General features: G+C 42.3%; 13 protein-coding genes. 12 read left to right on the top strand and 1 reads right to left on the bottom strand.

The genetic code is table 11. The annotated features are described in order from the left end of the window. Positions 1-27: 27 nt before the first annotated feature. The 5 genes from J2W55_RS04140 to J2W55_RS04160 all read left to right on the top strand — a co-directional run bounded on the left by J2W55_RS04140 (position 28) and on the right by J2W55_RS04160 (position 7,600). On the top strand, positions 28-978 hold the full coding sequence (locus J2W55_RS04140; RefSeq protein ID WP_310092286.1) for a glycoside hydrolase family protein: 951 nt from the start codon (positions 28-30) through the stop codon (positions 976-978). After that, positions 960-3,278: a DUF2961 domain-containing protein gene (locus J2W55_RS04145; RefSeq protein WP_310092288.1), complete on the top strand. Its 2,319-nt coding sequence runs from the start codon at positions 960-962 to the stop codon at positions 3,276-3,278. The genes J2W55_RS04140 and J2W55_RS04145 overlap by 19 nt, the downstream gene beginning before the upstream one ends. After that, positions 3,268-4,692 (top strand): sialate O-acetylesterase, encoded by a 1,425-nt coding sequence (locus J2W55_RS04150; protein WP_310092291.1) that lies wholly within the window; start codon positions 3,268-3,270, stop codon positions 4,690-4,692. Before J2W55_RS04145 ends, J2W55_RS04150 begins: the two co-directional genes overlap by 11 nt. A gap of 20 nt (positions 4,693-4,712) precedes the next feature. Further along, the gene (locus J2W55_RS04155; RefSeq protein ID WP_310092293.1) at positions 4,713-4,901 is read left to right on the top strand and encodes a hypothetical protein; all 189 of its coding nucleotides are present in this window, start codon (positions 4,713-4,715) and stop codon (positions 4,899-4,901) included. 83 nt (positions 4,902-4,984) lie between these two features. Further along, a complete protein-coding gene (locus J2W55_RS04160; RefSeq protein ID WP_310092295.1) occupies positions 4,985-7,600 on the top strand; it encodes a GH116 family glycosyl hydrolase in 2,616 nt (871 codons plus the stop codon). Positions 7,601-7,720: 120 nt separating this feature from the next. On the opposite strand, the gene J2W55_RS04165 is transcribed toward J2W55_RS04160, so the two are convergent. Further along, positions 7,721-7,897, bottom strand: a complete 177-nt coding sequence (locus tag J2W55_RS04165; protein ID WP_310092298.1) for a hypothetical protein — start codon at positions 7,895-7,897, stop codon at positions 7,721-7,723. 237 nt (positions 7,898-8,134) lie between these two features. On the opposite strand from J2W55_RS04165, the gene J2W55_RS04170 reads away from it, so the two are divergent. The 7 genes from J2W55_RS04170 to J2W55_RS04200 all read left to right on the top strand — a co-directional run bounded on the left by J2W55_RS04170 (position 8,135) and on the right by J2W55_RS04200 (position 17,765). Continuing rightward, positions 8,135-8,611 (top strand): CopD family protein, encoded by a 477-nt coding sequence (locus J2W55_RS04170; protein WP_310092300.1) that lies wholly within the window; start codon positions 8,135-8,137, stop codon positions 8,609-8,611. 130 nt (positions 8,612-8,741) lie between these two features. Next, positions 8,742-9,413, top strand: coding sequence for an NAD(P)-dependent oxidoreductase (locus tag J2W55_RS04175; protein ID WP_310092302.1), 672 nt, complete (start codon positions 8,742-8,744; stop codon positions 9,411-9,413). Between the two features lie 16 nt (positions 9,414-9,429). Then, positions 9,430-9,828 (top strand): DoxX family protein, encoded by a 399-nt coding sequence (locus J2W55_RS04180; RefSeq protein WP_310092304.1) that lies wholly within the window; start codon positions 9,430-9,432, stop codon positions 9,826-9,828. A 1,136-nt stretch (positions 9,829-10,964) separates the two neighbouring features. Beyond that, positions 10,965-13,976, top strand: coding sequence for a SusC/RagA family TonB-linked outer membrane protein (locus tag J2W55_RS04185; protein WP_310092306.1), 3,012 nt, complete (start codon positions 10,965-10,967; stop codon positions 13,974-13,976). A gap of 34 nt (positions 13,977-14,010) precedes the next feature. Beyond that, entirely contained in the window at positions 14,011-15,519 is a 1,509-nt protein-coding gene (locus J2W55_RS04190; RefSeq protein ID WP_310092308.1) for a RagB/SusD family nutrient uptake outer membrane protein, read from the top strand. Between the two features lie 12 nt (positions 15,520-15,531). Further along, on the top strand, positions 15,532-16,641 hold the full coding sequence (locus tag J2W55_RS04195) for a fasciclin domain-containing protein (RefSeq protein WP_310092310.1): 1,110 nt from the start codon (positions 15,532-15,534) through the stop codon (positions 16,639-16,641). 2 nt (positions 16,642-16,643) lie between these two features. Next, a complete protein-coding gene (locus J2W55_RS04200; protein ID WP_310092312.1) occupies positions 16,644-17,765 on the top strand; it encodes a DUF5007 domain-containing protein in 1,122 nt (373 codons plus the stop codon). Positions 17,766-17,782 lie beyond the last annotated feature (17 nt).

Below are 17,782 nucleotides of genomic sequence, written 5' to 3' on the forward strand. Positions count from 1 at the left end.
CAAGCACATCTGGCGTAAATTAAAATTATGAAAATTACTTTGGTATCGACAATTGTGTTGCTGGTCAGCAGTATGACGGCCTCAGGACAAAAGCCGGCATTGGAAATCCCGGAAATAAGCGGGCCTTTTGTTCACATATTTGACCCTAATGATACCCGCGAAGGCGGAAACTGGTATACCAATGACCATACTTTTATAAAAGCCAAAGACGGTACCTGGCATGCGTTCGGTATTATCCATCACTTACCGGTTTCGCCCTGGAACGAGACTCGTTTTTTTCATATTACGGCCAAATCTATCAAACAGTCAAAATGGGAAGATCACGGGTATGCCTTAACTGCAAAACCCGGCGTAGAGCGTGTATTATGGGCTCCATATATCCTAAAAGACCACGGGCTTTATTACATGTTTTATAACATAGGCAATATGCAGGAAAACGCGCCAAATTATGCTTCATGGGGGCAGCTATGCCTGGCTACCAGTAATGATCTTTACACCTGGACAAGGCATGACCGTAACCCGCTGTTCAGCGATCCCGGGCACGCCAGGGACTCCTATATCATGAAATACAAGGGTAAATATTACTACTATTACACGAAGGTATTTAATGAGGTTGATCTTCGCTCGTCAGTAGCGGTGCGTACCGGTAATGACCTTTTGCACTGGAGCGGCGCCAAAATAGCGCACGTGCAACCATTTAAGGTTAACTGGGGCGGCGATGCCGAAAGCTCGTTCGTGGTACATAAAAACGGTATGTTTTATTTATTTATCTGCCGGGCCATGACAAGTTATAACCGTACAGATGTGTATTATTCCAAAGACCCGGAGAATTTTCCTGTAGAAAACCTGGTGTGCACATTACCTGTTCACGCCGCCGAAGTAGTATATGATAAAAAAGAAGGCTGGTTCATTTCTAATACAGGCTGGGACAAGAAAGGGCTCTCTTTAGCTCCTCTGCAATGGAAAATAAAGGAGTAGCATTTATGAGTTATTTGAATAATAGGAAGCGTTTTTTGCAGGTACTTTTATGGGTAGCAATCCTGGCTTTGCCTGTTCATTCATATGCGCAGGTAAAAAAAAGGTCAGGTAAAGCACCAGCCATTCCCATTGGGTTAGATGCCTATCGCCGCTGGGACTTGTTGCCCTTTCAGCGTGTAGGGGTAAGGGCCTATATGCGGAGCACTTATGACCGCAACGGCGGCGGGTACGACGCCTCCCATTTTCTTTTTATGAACAAGGAGGATGAAAATGTTACCCTTGATGTAAAAGGCAAAGGCATATTATATTTCTTCCGGACAAACCACTGGCATGGCAGTCCCTGGCATTTCATGGTAGACGGTACAGATAATATAGTAAAGGAAACAGCCACTGCCGCACCTGTAAATGCCGATAAAGTGTTTAAACAAACCGAATTTATACCTAATAAACCTTTTCCAAAACCCTGGGCATGGACATGGGCCACCACTAAAGGCGCCGACCTGATTTGGACGCCCATGCCTTTCCGGGATTCTATGAGTATTGCCTACTCCCGTACATTTTATGGTACGGGTTACTACATCTATCATTTATACGCTAATGATGCCGGTATTTCGCAACCTGTTAAATCATGGGATGCAAGCAAAGCACCCGACCAGGATGTAACAGACCTGTTAAACCGCGCCGGAACGGACATCGCCCCTAAAAATGTTAAAACGGTGCGCGGCAAAATAAAACTTGATAAAAAAGAAGTGCTGGTATCCGCTATAAATGCGGCAAATTCATCCATCAGAGCATTGAAATTTACGTTACCTGCCAATAAGGCTATTGATCTGGAACGCTTAAGGATCCGGGTAACCTGGGATGGAGCAAAATATCCATCGGTTGACGCGCCTTTGTGTTTGTTCTTTGGCGCAGGTACTTTGTATAACCGCGATAGCAAAGCTGAGTTTGTGAAGGGGCTGCCTATCAATATACATTTTAATTATGCTGATGAAAAGGTTGAACTGGCTTGTTATTATCCAATGCCGTTTTTTAAATCGGCCAAATTTGAACTGACAGGTATATCCCCACAGGACACTCAGATTGGTTATGAGATCAGGTACGAACCGTTAAATACGAAACCAAATTTGAGCAGCTACTTTCATGCAACCTATCGCGATTTTCCCAAACCCGACCTGGGGCAGGATATGGCCTGGCTTGATACCCGTGGAGTGGAAGGACACAGGGATTGGTCGGGCAGCTTTGTGGGTACTTCGTTCATATTTTCACACAATGCCAACCTGAATACTTTGGAGGGCGACCCGCGTTTCTTCTTTGACGACAGTCAAACACCGCAAGCCTATGGCACTGGCACCGAAGAGTGGGCTGGCGGCGGCGACTATTGGGGCGGCGAAAACATGACCTTACCTTTGGCCGGTCATCCCTGCGGGTCGACAAAAAAGGAAACGGCTGTTAATGAGAAAGACCTCATCCAGTCGGCATACCGTTTCCTGATTGCCGATCTGATGCCCTTTGGCAATCGCGCCGTGATCCGTTTTGAGCACAGCGAAAATGTATCACAAGAACATTATGAAACCGTTACCTATTGGTATGGCTTACCCGCGCCATCATTAATAAAAACCGATGCTATAGATATTGGACAAATAAAAAGCGAGCAGCAGCATGCTTACAATTCGCCCGGAGCGTCAGCGGTACAGGTTGTCAATTCAAGATTTGAATGGGGACCGGATACTTACCCCAAAGGTGCATGGGGGTATGATCTGAGCAAGAAACCTGGTTACAAAGAATTAATGGGTAAGGAAATATATCCCCCGCATAATGAAGACGGGCGTTATACCCGCGGTACATCAGAGTTTACAGTAAAACTCAGTGCTGACAATAAAGGTGCGCTGTTACGCCGGACGCTTGACTACAGTTATCCCAATCAAACCGCAGAAGTCTATATAGCTAAAGCCATTAATGGGCAGGCGCCGGAAAAAATACAATGGAAAAAAGCGGGGATATGGTACCTGGCGGGGGCCAACACCTGTGTTGTTTCAAGGCCGGCCGGCGAACTTAGCAAGCGTGTTTATGACGTGCAAACATCCAACAGGCGTTTCAGGGACGATGAATTTTTAATCCCCGCTAAACTTAGCAAAGGCCTTACTGCCATAAGGGTCAAAATAAAGTTCGTACCTAACCAGCAGCAGCTATATCCGGGCAGAGATTTCCCTGAACAAAGTGCCTGGAGCGAACTGGGTTACCAGGTATACAGTTATATTATCCCTAAATCAAAATATATAAAGTTTAATGAAAAGTAATATCAGGATATTGTTTATAAAAGCGTTACCGGTGCTCATCATGGTTTGTGCCCGTATGATATCTTATGCTGATGTCCGTTTGCCGGCCGTTATTGGTAGTAATATGGTTTTGCAGCAGCAAAGCCAGGTAAAGTTATGGGGTTGGGGCGAACCTTATGAAAAAATTGTAGTTACCACTTCCTGGGACAATAAGATTTATCCCGAAATAAGGCCCGATGGCAATGCCAACTGGTTGTTGAACATCACTACACCGGCCGCCGGCGGGCCCTATACAATTACCTTAAAAGGACATAATACCATCGTGCTTACCAACATCATGATAGGGGAGGTATGGATATGTTCGGGGCAGAGCAATATGGAAATGAGTGGTAATTGGGGTTTGCAGGATATAAAAGAGGTGTTGCCGGTTGCCGGTAACAGTAACATTCGCTTTTTTCACATTCCCAAAGCAACAGCCCACGAGCCGCAAAATGACTGTAACGCACAATGGACCGTTTGTGACAGCAACACACTAAGATCATTTAGCGCGGTAGGTTATTTTTTCGGCAAAAATTTAAACAGTAAACTAAATGTGCCGGTTGGACTGATAGAAGCTGCCTGGTCAGGCTCATCTGCCGAAGTATGGACACCAGACAGTGTAGTTAACAACGATGACGTTTTAAAGCAGGCCGCAACTAAAATAGCGGCAAACGGACAGTGCCCTAATTTGCCGGGATATGCCTATAACGGCATGATAGCTCCTGTAAAAAATTTCGCCATAGCCGGGGCAATCTGGTACCAGGGTGAAAATAATACGATAAATGCCCTTACTTATCCGCGTTTGTTTACATCAATGATAGATGCCTGGCGTAAAGCGTGGAACAAGGATATCCCGTTTTATTTTGTACAGGTCGCGCCGTTTAAATATCAGCTTAAAAATGTAGGGGCTCTCATGCGCGAATCGCAAACAAAAAGCATGAAACACAGTAACACCGGTATGGTGGTAATAACCGATCTGGTTGCCGATACTAATAATGTACACCCTGCCAACAAATACGATGTGGGCTTGCGGTTAGCCAACTGGGCGCTCGCCGAAACTTACCATCTGTCGGATGTTGTTTATAAAAGCCCGATATTTAAAAATATAATCATCAATAAAGCAAAGGCCATCATACAATTTGATAATGCAGATAAGGGACTAACCATAAGGGGAACAGCTATTAAGGAATTATTTATAGCCGGAGAGGATAAGATATTTTACCCGGCCGATGCATCGGTTAAAAAAGATGAGATAGTAGTCTGGAGCCCGCAGGTAAAGCAACCCGTGGCAGTACGCTATGGTTTTAGCAATACAGCTATAGGTAATTTATTTGGTAAAAATGGCTTGCCGGTTGGGCCGTTCCGTACGGATAATTGGCCGGTTGAGGTTAAATAATTAAAAATTATGAAAGCGGGGTGATAAAGTACTGTGTAACAATGATCCTGCTGCTTGCTTTTGATATAACCTACAGCCAAAGTAACTATAGGTATGTGCCTATAGTTGATAGTGAATGTAATGATCAATACCTGGTAGGGCAGCTTCCGGTGGCCACGCCAGAGATCATTAAGATAAAAGATCAGTATTATATTGTAGCACTGATGTAGTATTGAAATCAGGTCTGGATGGAATGCGCGTAGCCAGGCTGAAATTTATGAAAAAGACTTTATAACCTATAAAACTTACCGTTATGAAAGAAGATAATAACAGGCGTAAATTCCTCAAAAATTTAGGTATTGGCGCTTTAGGTGTTTCCGCGATACCTACTGAGTTGTTTGCCTCGCCTAAAAATCGCCTGGACCACCCGGGTAACAATGCTCATCCAATACCGGTAACAAATAATACCACCGATGGAAAGCGTGCCTACAATGAACCTTATGAAGATGCTTTTTTAAGTCGCATTGCATTTCCTTTGGGCGGTATTGGCGCCGGTATGATATGTATAGAAGGCACAGGCGCTATATCACACGTATCGGTACGCAATAATCCCGAAATATATAATGAACCTTGCATGTTTGCCGCTATCAGCATAAAGGGCATGGACAAGGGAGCGCGGGTGTTGGAAGGCCCGGTCCCAGCCTGGAAAAAATTCGGTCAACGGGATTCCGGACTTGGCGGCGGTGGTGAAAGCTGGGGTTTGCCGCGATTTAAAGATGCCCGGTTTAACGCACGTTTCCCTTTCGCCCAAATAGAATTACATGATGCTTCAATGCCAGTAAAGGTAAACATTACAGCATGGAATCCCTTTATTCCAACCGATGCGGATAATTCAAGCCTGCCGGTAGCCGGGTTAGAGTATGAGTTTGAAAACACAAGCGGCAAAAATATTGAAGCCGTTTTTTCGTACAATGCAAGGAATTTTATGCAACAAAGGGATGGCAGGAATTCCATTAAACCGATAAGTAACGGTTTTATACTCTCACAGGATGGTATAGAAAAGGCGCCTGAAAAGGCGGGTGATTTTGCCGTGTTTACCGATGACGGCAATACGGTTGTTGATCACTGCTGGTTCCGCGGCGATTGGTGGGACTCGGTTACTATGGCCTGGAACACTATTCAGGCCGCCAGCCTGAATAAAAACGAACCTGTTGATGCAGGCGCGCCTGGTGCGTCCTTATACGTGCCGTTGGTTTTAAACGCCGGCGAAAAGAAAACCATAAAGTTGCAGATGGCTTGGTATGTTCCTGATACCAACCTGCGTATTGGTGATGAGCCGCGAAATAATGATGACCAGCCTTGCGAAGCGGTTAGTGAGCCTGTGAATAAATTTCATAAACCCTGGTACAGCGGCAGGTTTAAAAGTGTAAATGAAGTAGCTGCATACTGGCAGCAAAATTATCAGCAGCTTTATAAAAATTCCACGCTTTTTAAAGATGCTTTTTATGATTCCTCGCTTCCGCCAGAGGTACTGGAGGCGGTAGCGGCAAATTTAACTATCCTTAAATCACCTACGGTTTTGCGGCAAACTGACGGGCGCATGTGGAACTGGGAGGGCTGCGGCGATAATTGGGGCAGCTGTCATGGCTCCTGCACCCATGTATGGAACTACGCGCAAGCCGTTTCACATTTATTTCCTTCACTTGAACGTACATTGAGAAATACCGAGTTTGAAGTGAGCCAGAATTGTAACGGACACCAGCAGTTCCGTACTTCCATCCCAATACGTACGGTGGCGCATAATTTTCACGCAGCATCAGACGGGCAATTGGGCGGCATTATGAAGGTATACCGCGAGTGGCGGATTAGTGGTGATAACGCCTGGCTGAAACGCCTATATCCGAAGGTGAAAATGAGCATGGATTATTGTATTAAAACCTGGGACCCGCGAGGCAATGGTGTTTTAGAAGAGCCCCATCACAACACTTACGATATTGAATTTTGGGGAGCAGATCCGATGTGCACTACTTTTTATCTGGGTGCTTTAACGTCAATTATGGCAATGGGTAAATTTTTAGGTGAGGCCACAGCAAAATATGAAGCCTTATTTGCCAAAGGCAAAGCGTTTTTGGAGAGCACTTTGTTTAATGGTGAGTACTTTGTTCAGAAAATACAATGGACCGGCCTGAATGCTGCCGACCCGACAAATGCGAAAAACCGTTCGGCAGAGGCTACAGCCCTGTTAAAAAAAGAGGGGCCGAAATATCAGTATGGATCTGGCTGTTTGTCAGATGGTATACTGGGGGCCTGGATAGCGGATATGTGTGGTTTAGACGTTGCTTTGGATCGGGGGAAAATAAAACAGCACCTGGCAGCGGTACACAAGTACAATTTGAAAAAAGATTTGTCGGAACATGCTAATCCTCAGCGCCCTACTTATGCCATTGGTAAAGAGGGCGGGTTGTTGTTATGCTCCTGGCCGCAGGGAGGCAAGTTGTCTATTCCTTTTGTTTATAGCGATGAGGTATGGACAGGTATAGAATACCAGGTGGCTTCGCACCTGATATTAACAGGACAGGTGAATGAAGGGCTTGAAGTGGTGCGTACTTGCCGCGATCGCTATGATGGCCGGGTGCGCAATCCATTTAATGAGTATGAATGCGGTCACTGGTACGCACGTGCCATGTCGAGTTACGGATTACTGCAAGCATTAACAGGTGTCAGGTTTGACGCAGTTGATAAAGTGCTCCACATCGACTCAAAAGTTGGTGACTTCAGGAGTTTTTTGTCAACAAATACAGGCTTTGGGATTGTTAGCCTGAGGGATGGAAAACCGCTTTTAAATGTGGTATATGGGAAAATACCGGTAAAAAGCTTTAGCATTTCAGGTAAAAAGGTTAAAGGGAATGTTGCCTATGAAAAAGTATAATTGCTAAGCCATTTACGCAGAGGCATTATCACGCCTATGCGGTAGTGTATCCAATTATTAAACGGCTTCCTATAATAAATAGGAAGCCGTTTCTTTTATATGACCTCTCTATAATTTTCTTCAAGGCGTTTTATTCTTTTGTTTTTGAAATGTGCCGGTAAAACGTTCGTCAATGGGGGTAAGCAGTTTAATGCATAATTGTTTATCCTCGTCAAGCAGGCCATACATCATCATTTTGGCAACCCTGAGTACCCGGTCTTCGGCTATTTTAATAGTTTCCTGGCCTTTTAAAGTCAATTAGAGTCTTTTTACTCGCACCGCACAATTTTACCAATTCTACAATTTTGTTCAATTTAATTACTGCCTTTTGGTAGTAAATTTTAAATAAATGAAATAATATTTTGATAGTTACTACCAAAAGGCATAAATTTGAATATAAAATACAACCAAAAGAAAGTATAAGGGTAGTAGCTTGTGTTTTAAATAGATGTAATTAATTAATTTTCAAGTATTTATAAAATTTATCAGAGCATTATGAACACAGTAATTTTTATTGATGGCTTGCTTACATTACACTTAACCGGATTAATAATGATGGCTGGGACTACAATTATTGACTATTCAACATTTAAAACATTTTGGAAGTTAGTAGACGGCGGGCAGGAAATATCATCTGGCTTACTTGAAGCGACCTCAAAATTTTCAAGGCTCGCAGGTATAGGTGCGGCTTTACTGATATTGACCGGTGTGGGAATGATGGCGTTGACACATGGAGTTTTTGGTGAACAGGTATGGTTTAGGATAAAGTTCACGCTGGTTGTAATTTTAATTCTGAACGGATTGGTTGCCGGAAGAAGGCAGGGATTAAAGCTCCGGAAAGTTATCGCCAATGGTGGCCCGGGTTTTACGGAACAAAGTAATAAATTAAGAACAAAGCTTAATCGCTTTTACCTTGTTCAATTGATACTGTTTTTCGCTATTGTTTTTTTAAGTGTTTTTAAATTCAACTGATACCTTGAATATACACGCCAATACATTGCTTTAGACATACCCTTCCTGAAAATTCCTGCGTGCCTGCATTTATAAGGTGTTTATGCGCTAAGACTCAATAAAGAATCAAAACATTTAAAAAGATCAAAAAATGGAAAGTGAAAATACACCACCGGTTTACCGCCTGTTAGTTATGGGAGCAAATGGGGGCATAGGCGAGCAATGTGTTGAATTGGCGCTGCAAGCCGGGCATAAAGTTACGGCTGTGTTACGCACACCCGCCAATTTAACATTAACCCACCATAACCTGGAGGTAATTAAGGGCGATATCACGGATTCCCGCACGTTTGAAAAGTACCTGGAGAACAAGGATGCGGTAATATCTGCAATAGGTGTAAGCGGAGGGTTTGGTAATGATAAACCCACAACCTTATATTCTGCAGGCAATGCCAATCTTTTACAGGCAATGCAGCGGGCAGGGATAGAGCGGGTTTTCTTTATTTCGGCATCTGCTATTGAAATAAGCCCGGTGCTGCCTTTTTTTATACGACTTGTTGCCAAATACATTGTGCAGAAATTACTGCGAAATATGTATGCCGACCTACGTAAAATGGAGGCACTGGTAAAGAAAAGCAACACGCTCTGGACAATAATGCGTCCGCCGCAACTGAGCAATAAACCGGTAACAGGACAATATCGTATAGCTATAAACGCATTCCTGAAAAATTGCCTCAAAATATCCAGGGCCGACGTTGCTCATTTTATCATCAACAATATTAACAACCCTGCTACTTATAATGCAACTATCGAGATCTCGTATTGAGTAAAAACTTGTCAAAATGAAACACAGCAAAACAACTTATTGGATAATAACAGGCGGTATTACATTTTTTATGCTGTTCAGCGCATGGTATGCCGGCACTAACCCTGTTGAATTTAAGCACCTGGGTTTTCCAAACTATTTCAGGATTGAGCTTGTAGTGGTTAAAATAATAGGGGCATTTCTGTTGCTTATCCCGCAGGTATCCGCCAGGATAAAAGAATGGATATATATTGGCTTTTGTATTAACCTTATTTCGGCCTTCATTGCAAAACTCAATAGTGGTTATTCCATGTTGGCTTCGGCCGAGCCCTTGTTTGTGTTTGTGTTAATGATCTTATCCATGTTGTACATTGATAAATTCAATAAATCTGAAAAAGAAAAAAATGAACAGATCAGTGACAGGAATATATTGTAGAGATTAGCAACGGATTTTGAACAATACTGCTTAATAAGCTGATTAGTTCACATTTTCGTAATATAATAAGTATAAGCTTTTACAAATAATAAAACAGTTTGGATTTAAAATTGCCTCTTTTTAGGTACTTCCCTTAAAAGCCGTAAAATTATTTTTACAATAGAATGGCTCATTTTGCAACAATACGAGTTTAAAACATTTATGAAGTTTAATGGATTTTTATACCCGCATATAAAATCGCAGGCGTACAATTAAATTGCACCTGATTTGATGTAGTTATATGTTTAGTGGTAAACCATTCGTGTAGTGCTTTTTAAGTAATTTTGTCTACTCCCTTTGGTCAATGACATTAAAGCTGGCCCAAGCCCATGTTTTTGGCTCGTTATACACCTCGTGTACAGGACTCCTAATTTCGGCTGAATATTTAATGGTAAATAATAACAAAGATTTTACAGAACTGTGAGGATTACATTTTATCTGCGTTTTTGGTGGGCCGAAATATTATAAAAGTATTATTTACAGCTCTAAAACTGCGGGTGCCAAATCAGTGATTTGTATTAATTATTAAAATAATCATAATGGTAAAACGTTTTTATTGGAGAAATGTTATTAAGTAAAACGTTTTATTAAAAAAAAATTAAAAATTATTGGATAAGCAATAAACCTTGCTAAATCATTTCAGTTCATATATATTTGTTTTAACCAACTATAGATCACTAATTATCAATAGCTTAAACGGTTGAGTTGTTAGCCGTTTATTTAACTTGTTTCAACTACGTACATAACCTGTTTAAAATTATTTAGTATGAATAAAAAATTACACCACACCATCATTTAAGGATCAACTTTTTGGGCATTAAGGCGGTTACACTGCTTTGATGACGAAAATATCTTTGAAAAAAATCTGCTCAAAAAATATGTGTTAATTGTAGCATAATTTGCTTACTATTAGCTATTTATTGACTTTTTTTGACTACTTATATTAACCTGCTTAAACTATTAGTATGAACAAAAAACTGACCTATATCACCATCTGAAGGATTTTATTTTTGACATTGAATAGCCATGCTGTTTTGTGACATTATAATCCTGTAAGCAACCTTTTTTATTTAACACAAACTAAAGATCGATTAATTATGCGATACTTATGGCCGTGCTTTATTATTTTTAATTTAATAATTATAAATACATCTTCTGGCCTGGCGAAGGGAAATGAGGGGAAGAGAAGCAACCTGAACTGGTTAACCTATTATCCGGATACCGGAAACAAACGTGATGCCGCGGTTAAAGATTCGGTGTTAAAAGACAGTATTAATATTGTTAAGAGGCATACTGTATACAACCGACTTGCTGATAGCGTTAACAATGACCCGGCCGGGTTGGCTTTGTTTCCAGGCGTTTCGCTTCAACAATTGTTAAAAGGTAAATCTGCCGGTTTGTATATTCAGGAGCCGTCCGGCGAACCTGGTACAATACAAAATATGTTTATACGGGGCGCGCCTATGCCATTGCTTAGCCGTAAGGAATTATATCAGTCGCAGCCCCTGGTTGTTTTAGATGGTATACCTTTAATAACCGAACATCCATTTGCTTTTGATATACAGCAATATGATTTTAACAGGATAGGGCCTGCCACAAACATATACGCTGGTATTGATATGAACAATATTGCCTCGGTTGAGGTATTGAAAGATCTTGCAGCCTCAGCCATATACGGTCCACGCGCGGTAAATGGCGTAATTGTGTTAACTTCCAAATCGCCATTAAATGCGAGGAGTATCACTTTTAACTCCTATATAGGCCTGGCGCAAAGACCCGGTGTTACCACCATTAATGGCAGGTATGAAAACGCTTTCAGACAACGTTTTTATGATTTGTACACCACGAACGGCCGGTACTCAGACGACGAAAATTATCCCATCTACCTAAGCGATTCGCTGAATAACGCATACAGTGGAAAGTCAGACTGGTCTGATCTTTATTACCGTAATGCTTTGGTGTACGGTATAAACTTTGGTATTTCAGGCGGCACAAATAAAGCCAACTTTCGCTTTTCATTGGGTAACCTTAAAAATGAAGGTGTTGCAGACCAAACCGGTATTAACCGCTACAGCGCTATGTTCAATATCAACATGAAGCCCCTGAAATGGCTGGTTTTCTCGGCTATGGTTAATGCCAACCGTTTGGAACGCCAGAGAAATAAAACCCTGCGCGACAGATTTGCCCAAATTAATTATTTCCCTGACCTAAGCGCGCCGCCTGCTCCTAATAAAGATTATTACGGCGAATACCTTGATCAGTATAAAAAAGGATTTGATGATAACAAAACCAATCTCATTCAGGGTTATGGCAGGCTGGCCATTGAGCTTGGAAAATTCAACATCAGTTCAACTTTCCTGGTTGATTATAATGAAGGGTATCGCGATGTATTTTATGCCCGCACTTTGTTGCAGGGTAACAGCTACGCTTCAAACTACTATGGTTATAATCAACGTGTAATGATTAATAACAAGGCAACCTATGATGTGATATTTAATAAGCTGCATGATTTTCATTTTGAAGTCGGCCAGTCAACACAATGGGATACCTATAAATATAACAATGCCTATGCTTATAAAGGGGTTAATGACTATATAAAGATCAACCTGCTTGATTCTGACCCTAAATTGCCAAATGGCAATGACAATCCTAATTACCTAAACCCGGTAGCTTTCCCCAGGGAGTTAACTTATCGTTTCCTGGATAAAATGAAGGATAATCTGGTGTCATTTTACGGAAAGGCCGATTACACGTTTAACAGCAAATACACGCTGTCGGCTACTATGCGTGCCGATGGGTCTTCAAATGCCCAGCCAACAAGCCGTTGGTTTTATTCGCCGATAATTGCTGCGGCCTGGAGCCTTAAAAATGAGTTCCTGGCTGATGCTACTAAGGTAAATGACCTGGTTTTAAGAGCAAGCGTTGGTCGTATGGGCCGTTTAAACGCGTATGATAATTACGCCCAGGGGCCGCAATATACAGCCTCAGTTGGGTACACCGGCAATTTAACTGTTCCGGGGTACAATGCTTTTAGCGTGCTTACCAGGCCGTACTCATATGGCTGGGTTGGTTACGGTATTCCATGGTCATACTCTAATCAGATAGATGTGGGTGTTGATGCTGGCCTGCTCAATAACCGTTTACATTTTTCGATAGATTACTACACCAAAACAGAAAAGAACCTGCTGCTTGGTATCCCTGCCTATGCGGAATATGGGTATAAGCAATCAATTGAAAGCGGCATGTCTGTACAAAACAGCGGTGTTGATCTGACCATCAGAGCCGACGTGTTCAAATCGAAAAATTTCGGATGGACATCAACCTTCAACATTAATTATAATAAGAACCGCTTAAAAGCTTTGCCAAGAGGGTTAAAAGAAATTGTCATCGGCGACAGGTATTTGAAAGTTGGCGAAGCGGTTGACCAATACTGGTTACTGGTTAACCAGGGTATCTATAGCTCACAGGCCGAAGTGCCCGTTGTAAACGGTCAGCCTATAAAATACAATGGTATAGCAATGCAGGCCGGCGACCCTCGCTGGCAGGATATCAATGGCGATAACGCAATTGATAATAATGATAAAGTGTTAAAAGGCCATTCGCTTCCGGTTTTTTCAGGTGGGTTTGATAACGATTTTAAATACGGAAAATGGAACCTGGGCCTTAGCCTTTACTTTAATCTGGGCCGCGACCTTATTAACCAGGAGATGGCTAACCGGTTTGATTTTATTAACAGGGAAGGCAACAGCGATGTTAACTCGGTAAAAGAGATCACCTATTGGGAAAAAAGAGGCGACTATAACAAATATCCATTATACAATCCCTGGAGTACGGTGATACCTTACCGGGTTGATCAGGATCTGTTTCTGGAAAACGCATCATTTGTAAAAGTGCGCAGCATATCGCTCGGGTACGATTTTACACAGGCATTAAAGTTAAAAAAGATCAGGCTGAACAAATTATATGTTTATGGCGCGGTTAACAACGCGTTCACCATAACGCCATACACCGGGCAGGATCCCGAGCTGGTAACCTACACTGGCTATGATACCGGCTATGGGCAGCCAATACCACGCACGTATACATTGGGTGTTAAAATGGAATTTTAATGATTGCAACTACTAAAATCTTTTGATAAACAAAATGAAAAAGATACTATACATACTCCTGTTGGCATTGGTTGTAAATACCGGGTGCAACAAGACCTTAGATGTAGATTCGGTAAGGGTTGTGGGCGAAAAAAACATGTGGAATACACTTGAAGATAGCCGTGCCGGCCTTATGGGAGTTTATGCATTAACCCGCGCCGCGTTGTCTGATAACAATTGTCACTGGCTTTATGGCGAGGTAAGGGCCGGCGAATTTATGAGCCCCAACAGGCAGGATCTGAAAGCAATCATAAAAAATGATTTAAATGCTTCTTATCCAACTATTGAGGCACTAAGTAACTGGACCAGGTTTTACGCCGTAATTAACGCCGCCAATATTTTTTTAGAACATGCCGCCGATGTAAGGGCCGCCGACAAGCGGTATACAGAAAACAATATGCTGGTTGACATGGCACAAGCCCGGTTTTTAAGGGCATTTGCTTATTTCTATATGGTGAGGATCTGGGGCGATGTGCCGTTCATCACTGCATCACACGATGGGCAGTTTGAGAATAAACCGCGCGAAAATCAGGGTAAAATTTTATCATGGGTTAAGCAGGAGATGCTGAAAGCCGCCAGCGATATGCCTTATGTGTATAGCGGTGGCGACATACAACAGCCAAGCAACTATTATAACGAAGATGCAACAAGATGGGGTGGTGCTTTGGCCACAAAAAATACAGCTTACGCGGTATTGGCTCACGTAGCAGCCTGGGAGGGTAATTATACAGAGGTATCTACCTATGCCAAATTTGTTGAAGACAATTACAGCAAAAGCGGAGGCGGTTTTACAAGTACAGAGGACCTTACAAACTCAAATGGGTTTTTCTTTAATAAGAATACCAGGCAAATGTTTGGCTTTAATTCAGACTGGGGGCATATTGACGGCTCAACTACCGGGCACATTGAAGAGCTTACACTGGCCCAGCCTGTGGTAACCAAAAGCGTTCCGGATATATATCTGCCTAAGGATTCCATCCTGGCTTATTTTACTGTGCTTAATGACCAGCGTTTCAATATTGATACTCTGGGGAAACCCCGTACAGAGCGGTATTTTACCAATTTTAATGGTAAGTATCCCATTTTTAGTAAGATAAAAGTAATACAGGGCGGCGGTAACGACCCTAACTTCAGGTATTTTACCAGCGCGCTTATTTTCACAAGGCTTGAAGATGTTGTGCTTTTGCGTGCCGAAGCGTTGTCGGTATTAGGAGATCAGAGCGGAGCAATAGACGAGCTGCAGCAGGTGACGAGCCGCAGAGGTATAGATATAATAACCCTGCTTAATAGCGGTAAAGAAACCATCGACCTCATATTTGAAGAAAGGCACCGGGAATTGCTGGGCGAGGGACAGCGCTGGTTCGATAAAATACGATACAATAAGATAAAACAAAACAACCCGGGCTTTTTAAGCCTGATCAATTCTGGCGGAATTTATTGGCCCGTATCACGCAAGTTAATTGCTCAGAATAACTTATTAACCCAAAACCCTTACTGGAAATAAGCCGAATCAATTATGAAAAATCCAATAAGACACCGAAGAACACTAAAGCTTTTATTGATACTGGCTCTTGCACAATCTGCCTGTAATAAGGATGGTGGTTTCCATAATAATGTTGAAACTGACAAAAAATTCAAAGGGAATACTTATGAGTATTTAAAAAGCAAGCCAGGTGTATATGATTCACTGCTGGCCGTGGTTGACAGGATGGGGCTTAAACAAACGCTTACTGATAGTAATGTTACGTTGTTTGCGGTTACCAACCCAAGTTTTCAGCTTGCGGTTACTAACCTTAATACGTTAAGGAGGCAATCAGACAAAGATCCGCTTTTCCTGTCGAATATTGACGGGGTGCACCTGGATACCATGACATCGTACTACATTATTCGCGGCAAACTTCCGTCGGATTCATTAAAACTGCAAGACGGGCTGGATCTGAAGAGTGTACGTTTTGGTTACCCAATGCACGCTAAAGTAGTGCATTCATCCGCATCAGGATATGTAGGAGGAGGTCCGGAAGTCATTGAATTCAGCAATACAAAAAGAAGCAAGTTCATCAGGTTTTGGTCAACCACCACAACAGGGTCAAACAATATACAAACAGCGAACGGAATAGTGCATGTGGTGAGCCCATCACACATCTTTGGGTTCGATGAATTTGTACCACGTTTAACCTTTGTGCCGCCACCACCAAACTTAATGACACTTATTGGCGGCAAGCTTACTGTATTGCGTGATAACAACGGCGGCCCTGATAACGGCGAGGGTTCTAAAAAGGTAATTGACGGCGATGATCATACCAAATTTCTGGCCGATCTGCAGGGGCGCCTATGGATGACCTTTGAACTGAATACGCCTGAAGTATCCGGAGTGTATACGCTTACATCGGCCAATGATGCCCCCGAGCGCGACCCGCGTGCCTGGACATTTGAAGGTTCAATGGATGGTTCAAAGTGGGTTGAGCTTGACAGGCGGAGTAATTTCTTCTTTGAAGAAAGATATCAGACAAAAGTATTCAGGTGCCCTAATACCGTAGCCTATAAATTTTACCGGGTAGACATAACAGAACTCAGGGATGGCGGCCTCTTTCAGTTAGCTGAATGGACTATTAATAAAGCGAAATAAGAATGGAATTTAAAAAATTTAAACTATTTGAACAGATGAAACCAACCATCAGAAAAGAATTTATCTTCCTCTTGTTTGCCGCGCTTATTACGGGCGGCTGTAGAAAAATATTCGATCTGCCTAAGGAGAAAGACTATTTAAGTAATAACATAAATTTCAGCAACAAAATATTTGAACCAATATTGGGTCGTACTAATTTAATGGGAGGGTTTAACGCCGATAACTCTACCATGCCCATGAAGTTTGAAATTGTAAACGCGCGTTTTGGCGATGGCCGCCCGGTGACAGACCTTTTTCAAAAAGCTCCTACATATGTGTGGACAACAGCCTATAACGGCCTCGAAAAAAGCCTGGAAGAAATTGAAGCCAAGCGTAAGTTAGAGGAGCATGCGCTTTTTGAAATACGCTCATCCGGCGAGTTCATCATGTGGGCTTCAGCAAACAATAGTTTGATAAAACCAAGGCCTGCTGATAGTACCAATTTTCCGCAGGATACCAGGTATTTTGATCTTAAAATAACAAATAGTGGCGGTCAAACAGTAATCAAGGATCTACAGGTGCGGCCATGGCGCGAACGTCCCTACGAACCGTCAAATGATATGAATTTGTATACAGGCGGACCGGCTCCTGATCCGGATTTTCCTAATAATCCTAATACCCGCGATTACATCAGACCATTCATGAGCAACGTAATAGGAGATGCCACAGATGTGAATCTTGGAACTAATGATGATGAGAACGATGTAATTGTATATATCCGCCCATTTACTGGTGGTAACGGCCATTCATTAAGGTTTAAAGTTTTAAATAAAGATTCTGTTGCTATAAACCCGGCCGCCTTTAATGAAACCAAATGGGATAAGCTTGTGCATGGTTTTAACATGCAAAAAACTACTGAATATGTACAGTATGACGTAGCCTATCCTATTCCGCTTGTTGAGGTACCAACGGCATACGCGCCTGGTGGCTCAAGGGCCCACGCAGAATTAAAATATTCAAGGATAGGATTTGGTGGCGGCAGGGTAGTGGCAACCTTCGGTATTGACTTCGCCATATACAAAAAAGGCGACTGGGAAATAGTATTTCATTTCAAAAAAGATAATCCAAAATTTCAGAACGATTAGGTAATTCTTAAAGCAAT

This window comes from Mucilaginibacter pocheonensis, from assembly GCF_031456535.1.
Lineage (GTDB): Bacteria > Bacteroidota > Bacteroidia > Sphingobacteriales > Sphingobacteriaceae > Mucilaginibacter > Mucilaginibacter pocheonensis.

What these genes read in the sequence shown, in the direction of transcription:
- J2W55_RS04200 (WP_310092312.1), top strand. Translation starts at nt 16,644, where the DNA reads ATGGAATTTAAAAAATTTAAACTATTTGAACAGATGAAACCAACCATC.
- J2W55_RS04195 (WP_310092310.1), top strand. Translation starts at nt 15,532, where the DNA reads ATGAAAAATCCAATAAGACACCGAAGAACACTAAAGCTTTTATTGATA.
- J2W55_RS04175 (WP_310092302.1), top strand. Translation starts at nt 8,742, where the DNA reads ATGGAAAGTGAAAATACACCACCGGTTTACCGCCTGTTAGTTATGGGA.
- J2W55_RS04190 (WP_310092308.1), top strand. Translation starts at nt 14,011, where the DNA reads ATGAAAAAGATACTATACATACTCCTGTTGGCATTGGTTGTAAATACC.
- J2W55_RS04140 (WP_310092286.1), top strand. Translation starts at nt 28, where the DNA reads ATGAAAATTACTTTGGTATCGACAATTGTGTTGCTGGTCAGCAGTATG.
- J2W55_RS04145 (WP_310092288.1), top strand. Translation starts at nt 960, where the DNA reads ATGGAAAATAAAGGAGTAGCATTTATGAGTTATTTGAATAATAGGAAG.
- J2W55_RS04160 (WP_310092295.1), top strand. Translation starts at nt 4,985, where the DNA reads ATGAAAGAAGATAATAACAGGCGTAAATTCCTCAAAAATTTAGGTATT.
- J2W55_RS04170 (WP_310092300.1), top strand. Translation starts at nt 8,135, where the DNA reads ATGAACACAGTAATTTTTATTGATGGCTTGCTTACATTACACTTAACC.
- J2W55_RS04185 (WP_310092306.1), top strand. Translation starts at nt 10,965, where the DNA reads ATGCGATACTTATGGCCGTGCTTTATTATTTTTAATTTAATAATTATA.
- J2W55_RS04180 (WP_310092304.1), top strand. Translation starts at nt 9,430, where the DNA reads ATGAAACACAGCAAAACAACTTATTGGATAATAACAGGCGGTATTACA.
- J2W55_RS04150 (WP_310092291.1), top strand. Translation starts at nt 3,268, where the DNA reads ATGAAAAGTAATATCAGGATATTGTTTATAAAAGCGTTACCGGTGCTC.